The organism is Shewanella sp. VB17 (assembly GCF_013248905.1).
Lineage (GTDB): Bacteria > Pseudomonadota > Gammaproteobacteria > Enterobacterales > Shewanellaceae > Shewanella.
In genome coordinates, this window is the sequence record NZ_JABRVS010000001.1 from 4,420,752 (window position 1) to 4,431,564 (window position 10,813).

Consider the following 10,813-nt stretch of genomic DNA (forward strand, 5'->3'; position numbering starts at 1 on the left):
GTGCACAAGATAAACATTAAATTCTCGTCTTAGCTCCTATCAGATAAGGCTTTAATAGTAGGCATATCCCCACGATAAGAAAAGGAATACTTAACATCTGGCCCGCGTTTAATATAAAACCATCGGCATAGGCAGCTTGAGTCACCTTGATAAATTCAATCATAAACCTGGCACTGAAGACCAAACAAAGAAACAGACCAAAAATAGCTCCTTGTTTCAATTTCATCTTAGTGTATTTAAAAATAACAGATAAACTAATGAAAATAGTCAAATAGGCGAAGGCTTCATACAATTGCGCAGGATGGCGTGGCAACATATCAATTCGTTCGAAAATAATCGCCCAAGGCACAGAAGTAGGGATACCTAAAATTTCCGAATTCATAAAATTGGCTACGCGCACAAAAAAACCAAATATAGCAGTGGCGATGGCCAATCTATCAAGCAAAAACAAAAAAGGCATTTTGGTCTTTTTATGGTAATAGAAGAGAGCCAAAATTGCGCCGACACCACCACCATGACTCGCAAGCCCTCCTTCCCAAATAGCAAATATTTTAAGTGGATGACTAAAATAGTAAGCTGGGTCGTAAAAAATACAGTGAGCAAGACGTGCACCAACAATTATCCCAACAACACAATAGATAAGTAAATTATCTAATGATTCTACATCATGCCCCTCTTTGATATAGATACGCTTCATCACCTGAAAGCCACATCCAATAGCAGTGGCAAAAAGTGCACCATACCAGTGTATTGTAAGTCCCATGAATGAGATTAAAACAGGGTCGATATTCCAAATAAAGTGATCCAAAATAAGCCTTCCAAAGGTTATGATTTAATAATTACCGAACAAACTTCCAGTTAACTTGGAGTTTTACCCTGATGGGAGCCAATAGGCAAGACCTAGGCTCATTCTTATGTTAAGAAGTGATCAATATCAACCCCAGATGTTTTTGTAGACAATGCCTGTCGACTCACATTCACCAGTGTAACTCAGGATCAAAAAGGGAATAATAACCCCAAGATAATCCCCCATGTTCGACACCAGTATCACCAATGCCATCAGGCTATTTTTTATGTTGTTATCTTCAAAGCTTAAAAGATCCATTGCCATTACCTGCATCTTCGCCACATAAGTTTAATTTTCTTCCATCTAAACAACACAATACCCTAGATCTTTACCATTGAATTGTTTAGATTTATTTATATAAAATATTAAGTTGAAGACTCTTAGGCGAAACGTTAGTTATGTAAGCCCCCCATACAAATATATTTAATTTCCATGTAATCATCTAAACCATATTTTGACCCTTCACGACCATTACCAGAATGTTTAACTCCTCCAAACGGAGCGGCGGCATTAGAAATCAGCCCTTCATTTATACCAACCACGCCATATTCAAGCGCTTCTGCCATACGCCAAACACGGCCAATGTCACGAGAGTAAAAGTAAGCCGCTAAACCATATTCGGTATCATTAGCGATCTCAATCGCCTCAGCTTCGGTATTAAACATTATAATAGGCGTCACAGGACCAAAAATTTCATTACTCGCCAATGGCATATCATTGGTCACTTCGGTTAGTATTGTAGGTTCATAAAAGTTTTCCCCCTCAATACTGCGTTGACCACCAGCAACCAACTTAGCCCCTGCGGCTATCGTCTCTTCAACAAGTCGATGAACACGATCAACAGCCTGTGAAGTGATCATAGGTCCCAGATTCACGCCCTCTTTAAAACCATTCCCCATCTTTAAATTGGCGACCGCTGTAATAAACTTATCGGTGAATGCTTGTGCAATGTCTTGCTGTACTAATATTCGATTGGTACAAATACAGGTTTGGCCTGTATTGCGGTATTTAGAAGCAACAGCCCCCTGTACTGCCGCATCGAGATCGGCATCATTAAACACAATAAAAGGGGCATTTCCACCAAGCTCCATGGAGATCTTTTTCACAGTTGTTGTCGTCTGACTCATCAATATTTTGCCTACCGCTGTCGATCCTGTGAAAGTAAACTTGGACACAGCGGGATGTTGAGTAAGCACTTTCCCCATATTGACTGCATCTTCACCGACCACCACATTAAATACCCCCGCAGGCACACCTGCACGTTCGGCTAACTCTGCCATAGCTAATGCAGATAAAGGCGTCAAAGGCGATGGTCGCACCACAAAAGTACAACCTGCAGCTAATGCCGCCGCCGCTTTACGAGCAATCATGGCATTAGGGAAATTCCATGGTGTGATCGAAGCCACAACCCCAACAGGTTGTTTAATTAGGAGCATACGCTTATCACTTGATGGGGCAGGAACCGTATCACCATAGACGCGCTTGCCCTCTTCGGCAAACCAGTCAATAAAGCTGGCACCGTAAGCAATTTCACCTTTAGCTTCAGTCAAAGGTTTACCTTGCTCAAGGGTTAAAATACGGCCAAGGTCATCTTGATGCGCCATCATTAAATCAAACCAGTTTCTTAATATCACCGCGCGCTCGTTGGCCGACAGTTTTGACCAAGCAACTAGGGCTTTTTTTGCCGCCAGTACTGCAATTTCAGTCTCATCGACTCCAGCATTAAACACTTGAGCGACCACTTCACCATTAGCAGGATTTGTGACATCGAATGTGGTTCCGCTATTACACCATTGACCATCAATATAGGAACTGATCTTAATCAATCCTCTGTCTTTCACCGCTTGCATACCGACTCCTATCATATTTATCATTGAATGACGTTAATCATGTTTTATCATGGTAAAACGCCTGAGTAAACATGACATTAAATCGACAGATATACCCAAACGACCTCAAGATGCAGGATTCAGTCTGTCGAGAAGTGACCGAGTTCAAGGCATGAAATTGATGGACGAGTTATTCTAATTCGCTATTTCATAATGAAGAAATAGGTTGCTTCTCGACAGGCCCTGCGGGAGTTTTCATGAAATAACGGCACTGCGTTAGTGCGATATAACAAGGGAGCAAGCATTGTCTCAGTCACTGCCTTATTCAACTATCCTATGAGGGGTCTGAAACAAGCATCTTGAAATGGCTTGGGTAAATAAACTAGACTTCTATCCTAAACCAAATGAGTCTTTGTCATGAACACTAAACCTGTTAACTCCTATATTTATCAATATAATTAAGTGATTAGCGAATGATGATAACTGTATTATTAAGCTATCCTGCTTGGCTTATCAACCTAAAAACTATCACTGATATACTCAAAAAGAAGTCAATAGTACAGTCAACTTGAGACACACTCTGACTATTATTGACTCTTGTTCCAAGTCTCTATAATTTTCTTATACCGCCCATCTTGCTGCATTTCTGCCAGCACCAGATCAAATTTATCCCGAATATGACTGAGTTGACGCTTTTTAGAAAAAGCCATATAAGCTGGCATCGATTGTACATTAGGGGATAAATGTCTAATCTTTTTACAACGTTTAACCTCGCTCATTTTTATAAGCATTTTCTGATTAAATAAATGATAAATGGCGTATTGGTCACCTATCACAATATCCAACTCTCCGGTGCATAACTTACGAATTAAATGCTCTGTCTCTACATCTATTGTCAGCTTAGTGATCACTTTATCCTCAACAGCTCCATCATAAATAGTGCCGTAACTAAAGTCTTTTCGTGCACCAAAACGATATTGACTTAACGCTGAAAAATCCCCATTAAAACTTATTATTGAATCCTCAACGACAAACAAACTCACCAGCTCATCGATTAACACTACCTGACTGTAATCTATATACTCATGTCTTTCAGGACGCACTAATACCTGAAAAAAACCATCAATTTGGCCTTCCTTAAGAAACTTAAGCCCTCTTGACCAAGGGAGTAAACTTAAATTGATTGGTTGTTTCATTTCTTCAAAAATGGCTTTAACAAGTTTAACCGATATACCTTCAAACTCATTATTTTGGGAGAACTCATAGGGAGGATAGTCAGCAAGTGCAATATCGATGGCATCAATAGCCCGAGTTTGCAGACTTATGCAGAGCAGGATCCACAAAATAAAAATATTGGTAACCGATCTCATGATTTCTCCTGCTACCTTAAACACACACTTTATATATAAAAGTGTAGCTTACATTCGAATATGGTAAGACGCATAACTGGGCTTTATAAATATTAACATCAGTATCTTCAGACAAGCACACTGCTTATTAAGTGCCGGACACCAAATGGGGTATACTGGCAAGATACACGCATCTAATAAGATCAATCTCAGGCTATGAGCTTTTCTCCACTTGAACGTTATCATCACAAATTATCGCTATCTGGCTTTAACCATGATCCCATTCAGTTACTAGCAGTTACTCAACTGGAAGTTCTCTACCAACAACTCAAGCAACCAACTCAAAAAACATGTTTAGGCGTATATCTTTGGGGAGATGTAGGCCGAGGTAAGACCATGCTCATGGATCTTTTCTGCGAATCAACAACGAACATTGCAGTGCCAACTTTAAGGCTACACTTTCATCGTTTTATGGCTAAAATTCATCAAGAAATAATGCAAGAGTCAGGTCATAGAGATCCGTTAAAAAGGATAGCCAAACGCATAGCTACTGAGTGTAAAGTGATCTGTTTTGATGAATTTTTTGTCTCTGATATTGGTGATGCTATGATTTTAGGGACACTCTTTGCCGCGCTATTCGACCTTGGCATTATTCTGGTTGCCACCTCTAATATTCCCGTTACCCGCCTGTACGAGAATGGCTTGCAACGACAAAGATTTACACCAACAATTAAATTACTGGAACACTACACAACCCAAATACATTTAAATGGCCTTCAAGATCATCGACTTCGGCGTTTGAACTACTACCAAACCTACTTTGTTGAACCTCAAGCTGATTTTATTTATTTATTTGAGCAACTTGATGTAGACCCAAATAGCCATGATCAGTCATTAATGATATTAGGCAGACCTATAGATGTCATTAAAGTCAGCCAAAAGCATGCTTGGTTTAATTTTAACGCCCTGTGTAACGGCCCTCGTTCACAACTTGATTATATCGAACTTGCCAGTCGTTTCGACGTTATCTTACTCAGTCATATTCCACCTCTTGGTGGCGAACCTAGAGGTTGGATCCGCGCTCGCGGAACTGAAGATGGTTCATTAGCAACTCAAACTGGTGAGCGACAGTTATACTATGCCGTTAATGACGATCCTGCCAGACGTTTCATCAGCTTAGTGGATGAGCTTTATGATCAAAAGGTAAAGCTTTACCTTAGCGCTGCAGTCACACTAGAAGATCTCTATATCGGTGGTGCACTCAGCTTTGAATTTAAACGAACCTATAGCCGTTTAATTGAAATGCAGTCATTGGAATATTTAGCTCCAAATTAATTTTATCAACATATTTTAACACTATGTAATTAAGGGAGTATTTACCTTTACTCCCCTCAATGCCAACGAATACACTCAGCCAAGAAAAACAAATAAAATCAATTAAAACAAAGAAATAAAAAGCCACAACACTCACTTCATTCATATTGATTAATAATCCTACCTCTTTAAAAAAACATTTGCGTTTTCATTGAAGCGAACAAGACTTAACAAATAAAGAGTCTTTTTTAGGAGGGTAAAATGATTAAACAACGCCTCATTTTTATTTTGTTAATCAGCACATTATTAACCGCATGCGAACCTGACCCTCTTGAGCGACATCAGGTCAAAGGTATTGCACAAATGGGTAATGAAAAGCCGATTTTAGCCGTTGAAAAACACATCAGTTTAACCCAGAGACCCGAAGAAACCTTCACATTTCCAATCCCATTGGGAGAAGTTGGTCCCATAGATGCTCTGTATGCCGGAGAGCGGCAATATCCATTCTATTGTATGACACTAGACACCGGATTAGGCCAACCTATTGTGGATAATCAAATAGGCGAAGGTGTGACGGTTTATGACAAAGATAATCATCCAATCGGATACAGTAAAGATTGCCTTATCACATCCAGAATAGATTACTTTTATACCAAAACTGGCACAGACATTATTGAACATTATGATATTGATAATCCACCAGCTGGATCAGCCATAGCGACCACCACCATTAAAGGCAAACAGGTTCCTGAAATTTTCAGACTAGAAAGAGGCAGTATTAATCGCTACATCTACTACATGGTGATGCTAGTACCTCAAGATAGCCTAGGCGACAGAAATAATAATGAGTATTGGAATAAAAAACTTATCTATCAGTTTAAAGGAGGAGCCAGTATAGGTTTCCGACAAGGAAGTATGGGCGCCAATCGGTTTATTAATCGTCGACATTCACTATTAAGACAAGGATACGCAGTCGTGGGATCTAGTGGTAATAATACTAGCTACAGCTACAACATGCTGCTTTCTGAGGACACTGCTAGGCGAGTAAAAAAACAGTTTACCTCACTTTATGGTGATCCCCTTTATACCTTAGGATTAGGTGGGTCTGGTGGAGCATTAGCGCAATATTTGATAGCACAAAATAGCACGGGCATTCTCGATGGATTGATGCCTATTTACAGCTTTCCCGATATGGTATCTCAATCAATATTTCTACTCGACTGTGATCTCCTTCAACATTATTTCAATGTAACTGATAACAGTAATGAAAAATGGCGTGACTGGGAACAAAGGGAAAAAATAGAAGGGATGAATGGGATCAATGATTTTGAACATCCCTATACCTTTCTAGTCCCGCTAAATCAAATGATCGCAGGCGCTTGGCCATCGATGCCTAACGGTAGCAGCGAGTGTGTTTATTCTTGGTTTATTGCTGCCACTTTTTTCTATAACCCTAAACAAGGTTTTGTAAAACCGTATTTCTCAGATGAAGTCAAAGAAAATGTAAACTGGACCTATTGGCAAGACCTTGCTCAAATCTATGGTACCGACAAAAATGGCTTCGCTCGTACCACATGGGGTAACGAAGGAGTGCAATACGGCTTACTTGCTTTACAAAAAGGGGATATTAACATCGAAGAGTTCATTAACCTTAATCAATATATCGGATCTTGGGTTCCACAGGATAAAATGAAAAAAGAAAGTGCTATCACGCCATTTGGCATGAAATTTCCGCTGTGGCTCAGTCTGTGGAGTCGAAATAATATCACTGCCCCTTCTCCCCAAATCGCCCAAAGAAAACCTGCCGATCCCAAAGCAATCGATAATGGCTATCGATACGGACAGGTATTTATCGGTAAGGCTGAACTGCCTATTTTAGAGATCCGTCACTATCTGGAAGATGAACTTAATATGCATCACACCTCAGCTTCGTTCGAAAGTCGTTTAAGAATGCAAGATTACCAAGGTCACAACGATAATCAAGTGATCTGGGTTTCCCATAAAGATCACACCCCAATAGAAAAGGGAGTTGAGTACTTAGATAGCTGGCTTATGGCAAGCATCGCTTCTGCGGACAAGAATCCCATTAGCTCAAAACCTGAATCACTTAAAGATACTTGCTTAGATAGCGATGGAAGAGTCCTCTTCGAAGGAGAAAATGTATGGGATGGTGAGTGGAACGGCCGTCCAGCTGGCCCTTGCAGCAAAATCTACCCTATTTACAGTAATATCAGAGTTCAGGCAGGTGGCCCATGGGCTGGCAGTATTTTTAAATGCGGACAAATCCCAGTGTCAGAAGCAATAGCACAAGGTCTGTATGGTACTGTTTCGATTGAAAACTATCAAACACGCTTAGAAAATATTTTCCCTAACGGCGTCTGTGACTACTCACAAGGGGACATCGCTAAACCAGATTTAGGATTAAGTCCAACTCTACAAGTTCAAAAAAGCTCAGAGATAGACAGTAAACAAGCGACTTCTGAATTACTCATGATTAAACAGTAATCAGGTATACCAAGCAACCTCAAGGTGCTAATGCTGCCGTCCTACGTGCTTAGATAAAAGTGCCCTGAGGTTGAATTTAGCCTCTGGGTTTTACTCAGCCATACTGCATCTTAACATTTTCATATGAAGGAAGAAGAATCATTATTCTTTCTTCATACTTATGCATTTTTTAGGCATAAATAGAATAAAAACATCGTTAACAACAATCAGCCTCTGTGCATGCTTATCGCCAACTATACTCTGACTAAATTCAACTATACTGTTAAATCATAAATTAACACTTTATCTTGAATCAATCGCTAAGGTATAGAGACAAAAGGAAATATTGATGAATAACCTTTCATTAAAAGCAAAGTTAATGGGCAGTGCAGGACTACTGTTATTACTGCTTATATTAAGCTCAACGTTTGCTATCTATTCGATGTACAAAATAGGTGCTGAACTCGAATCCATTGCAGACATAGATATTCCCCTGACTGAAAAATTAGCGGACATTACCGCCCACCAACTTCAACAGAGCGTTGAATTTGAGCGCGCCATGCATTACGGAAATATTCAGCAAACAGAAAAGGGAGCCACTGCTAAGCTACAGACTGCCATAAAGCATTTTGATCATGGCACCGAGCAAATAGAAACAGAAATACTCGAGGCAGAACATATTGCTCAGCAAGGCATCGAACATTCGTCAGGCGCCGCATTAGATGCATTCACCATGTTAAATCAAGGATTAAAACAAGTCGAAAAAGAACATAAAAGCTTTGAGCAGCATGCCCATGAGGTATTTAGTTTATTAACCCAAAATCACCTCCATGAAGCCGAAGTGTTAGCTGAAAAAGTTGAACATGAAATCGATAAGATGAATAAAGAGCTCGAGGATTTACTCCATCAAATAGGTAAATTTACCGAAGAAAGTGCCCATATTGCTACAGCCCATGAAAAACAAGCTCTTGCCGTACTGAGCATGATGGCCATCTTCGGTGTATTGTTTGGTAGCATCAGCAGCTGGTACATCACCAATAACATTGTTAGCGGGATCCGCTCAGCCATTAGCACAGCATCTGGCGATCTGAGTCAAAGCATAGAGGTCAATAGCACAGATGAAATAGGTGAGCTGTTAACCGCGATGAATAACATGCGTCAAAAACTGCTAACCTTATTTTCGAATGTCGCTGAAATGACGGAGCAGCTTTCTACCGCTGCAGAAGAAGTCTCTGTGGTCACAGCACAAACCTGTTCCACTATCGAAATACAAAGAGATGAAACCGCCCAAGTCGCCACCGCAATGAATGAGTTCACGACCACCAGTCGCGATGTGGCTACTAATATCGTACAAACAGCGAACTCGTCAGCGCAAGTATTAGAACAAACACACAAGGGCACCAAAGTCGTCGAGCAGGTTATTATTCAAATAGCTGAGCTTGCAGAGCAACTTGAAATTTCATCCCAAGCAATTAGTGAAGTCGAAAGTCAAAGCGGCGCAATAGCCTCAATGCTAGAAGTCATTAAAGCAATAGCCGAACAAACCAATCTTTTAGCACTCAATGCTGCTATTGAAGCTGCCAGAGCTGGAGAGCAGGGGCGAGGCTTTGCCGTGGTGGCAGATGAAGTTCGCACCCTTGCTAGCCGCACCCAACAATCCACCGAAGAGATTAATAACATTATTGACAAACTACAGTCAGGCTCAAATAATGCCGTATCGGTCATGGAAAAAAGTAAAGTCCAATCTAAGTTAGCTGTCGACTTAGCCAGCCGCTCAGGCGACGCGCTTAAGTTAATCGCGACAGAAATGGAAAGTATTAATCAGATGAGCGACCAAATAGCCTCTGCTTCAGAGGAACAATGCGCCGTATCTGAAGAGGTTAATCGCAATATTGATAAAATTCATAATATGTCAATTGAACTGTCTACTGGCGCGACTCAAACGGCTCAAGCAGGGCAAGAACTCGCTGAAATAAGCATACGTTTACAATCTCAAATAACTCAGTTTAAAAGCTGATTATGCCAGTATTGAATCCAAGTTCGGGTTAAATTCAGCAAACCTTAACAATGTTTGCAACTGGCTATCAAAATCGATAATCAACCTTGATGGCAAGACTATCAAGGTTGCCATTACTCAGTTCAAAGTGTAGCCAGTTAAGCCTCACACTCGCTTCATCACTGAAACGATATGCTAATCCCAAACCGGCATAAGGTGAGATCCCGGTTCGCTCTTCATCCCATCGAGTCGAATTAGTAGTCTGATGAATCAAGGTGTGTCGCCAATTAAATCCTCCAAGTTGAACAGAGCTAAATAAGCGCTCACTTAACGCAACACGATATCCCACCTTCGCTCCCCACCCTGAATATTGCCCCACCTCTTGAAGCACATTTTCTTGATACACCTCACTCACAGCTGATAAACCAACGAGCAAAATATTCTCAGCACCAAATTCCAATGGCTCAAAAGCCAACAACCAGCCAGTTCTGCTTGCAGAACTGACTTGCAATTGCTCCCTCCCTTCTTTGACAATAAGTGCCAAATTGCTGCTATTAACCGGGTCAGACAAAAGATGATGTTGGCCGTAAGCTAATTGTTGAAGATAATGATGACTCACCTCCCACCTAACATCATCAGCCATGGTACTATTACATGCCAATAGGCAGCATAAAACAAGCAACCAAAGAATGGGCAGTTCTGTTCTTTTTTTCACTGGTTTAAGCAGGCAATAGGGAGCCTTAACCACTTTATTTGAGAGACTTATCACACTCAAGGCGACTTTATTTGGCGCCACGGCTCCGCAGTAAGAACGATCGGTTGTGCACTTCATAGGTCACTCCAAAACGACATTAACATACCAAACAGGTAGCAAGAGTCGAGCCAGAAAGTACACCCTCTTTATTTTCAACAAGTTAAATAGTTAGTCATTAACAACAGACAATAATTTGCCGCAAAATGCAAAGCGACATTACCGCTAACCTCCGCTCACGGT

Annotated in this window: 8 protein-coding genes; 3 read left to right on the forward strand and 5 right to left on the reverse strand. The window is 40.7% G+C overall.

What is annotated here, in order from left to right; genetic code table 11:
* Window positions 1-16: 16 nt before the first annotated feature.
* The 4 genes from lgt to HQQ94_RS19110 form a co-directional block, all read right to left on the reverse strand.
* Window positions 17-808, reverse strand: coding sequence for a prolipoprotein diacylglyceryl transferase (gene lgt, locus HQQ94_RS19095; RefSeq protein ID WP_173295914.1), 792 nt, complete (start codon window positions 806-808; stop codon window positions 17-19).
* A gap of 126 nt (window positions 809-934) precedes the next feature.
* Window positions 935-1,105, reverse strand: a complete 171-nt coding sequence (locus HQQ94_RS19100; protein ID WP_173295915.1) for a hypothetical protein — start codon at window positions 1,103-1,105, stop codon at window positions 935-937.
* Between the two features lie 134 nt (window positions 1,106-1,239).
* Window positions 1,240-2,697, reverse strand: a complete 1,458-nt coding sequence (locus tag HQQ94_RS19105) for an NAD-dependent succinate-semialdehyde dehydrogenase (protein WP_173295916.1) — start codon at window positions 2,695-2,697, stop codon at window positions 1,240-1,242.
* A gap of 566 nt (window positions 2,698-3,263) precedes the next feature.
* Window positions 3,264-4,046, reverse strand: a complete 783-nt coding sequence (locus HQQ94_RS19110) for an ABC transporter substrate-binding protein (RefSeq protein ID WP_173295917.1) — start codon at window positions 4,044-4,046, stop codon at window positions 3,264-3,266.
* Window positions 4,047-4,241: 195 nt separating this feature from the next.
* Here HQQ94_RS19110 and zapE point away from each other — a divergent pair, with 195 nt between their 5' ends.
* The 3 genes from zapE to HQQ94_RS19125 all read left to right on the forward strand — a co-directional run bounded on the left by zapE (window position 4,242) and on the right by HQQ94_RS19125 (window position 9,840).
* Window positions 4,242-5,360 (forward strand): cell division protein ZapE, encoded by a 1,119-nt coding sequence (zapE, locus tag HQQ94_RS19115; RefSeq protein WP_173295918.1) that lies wholly within the window; start codon window positions 4,242-4,244, stop codon window positions 5,358-5,360.
* 240 nt (window positions 5,361-5,600) lie between these two features.
* Entirely contained in the window at window positions 5,601-7,844 is a 2,244-nt protein-coding gene (locus HQQ94_RS19120) for a DUF6351 family protein (protein ID WP_173295919.1), read from the forward strand.
* Between the two features lie 328 nt (window positions 7,845-8,172).
* Entirely contained in the window at window positions 8,173-9,840 is a 1,668-nt protein-coding gene (locus HQQ94_RS19125) for a methyl-accepting chemotaxis protein (protein ID WP_173295920.1), read from the forward strand.
* Between the two features lie 67 nt (window positions 9,841-9,907).
* Here HQQ94_RS19125 and HQQ94_RS19130 read toward each other — a convergent pair whose 3' ends face one another.
* Window positions 9,908-10,651 (reverse strand): outer membrane beta-barrel protein, encoded by a 744-nt coding sequence (locus HQQ94_RS19130; protein ID WP_173295921.1) that lies wholly within the window; start codon window positions 10,649-10,651, stop codon window positions 9,908-9,910.
* Window positions 10,652-10,813: the final 162 nt, after the last annotated feature.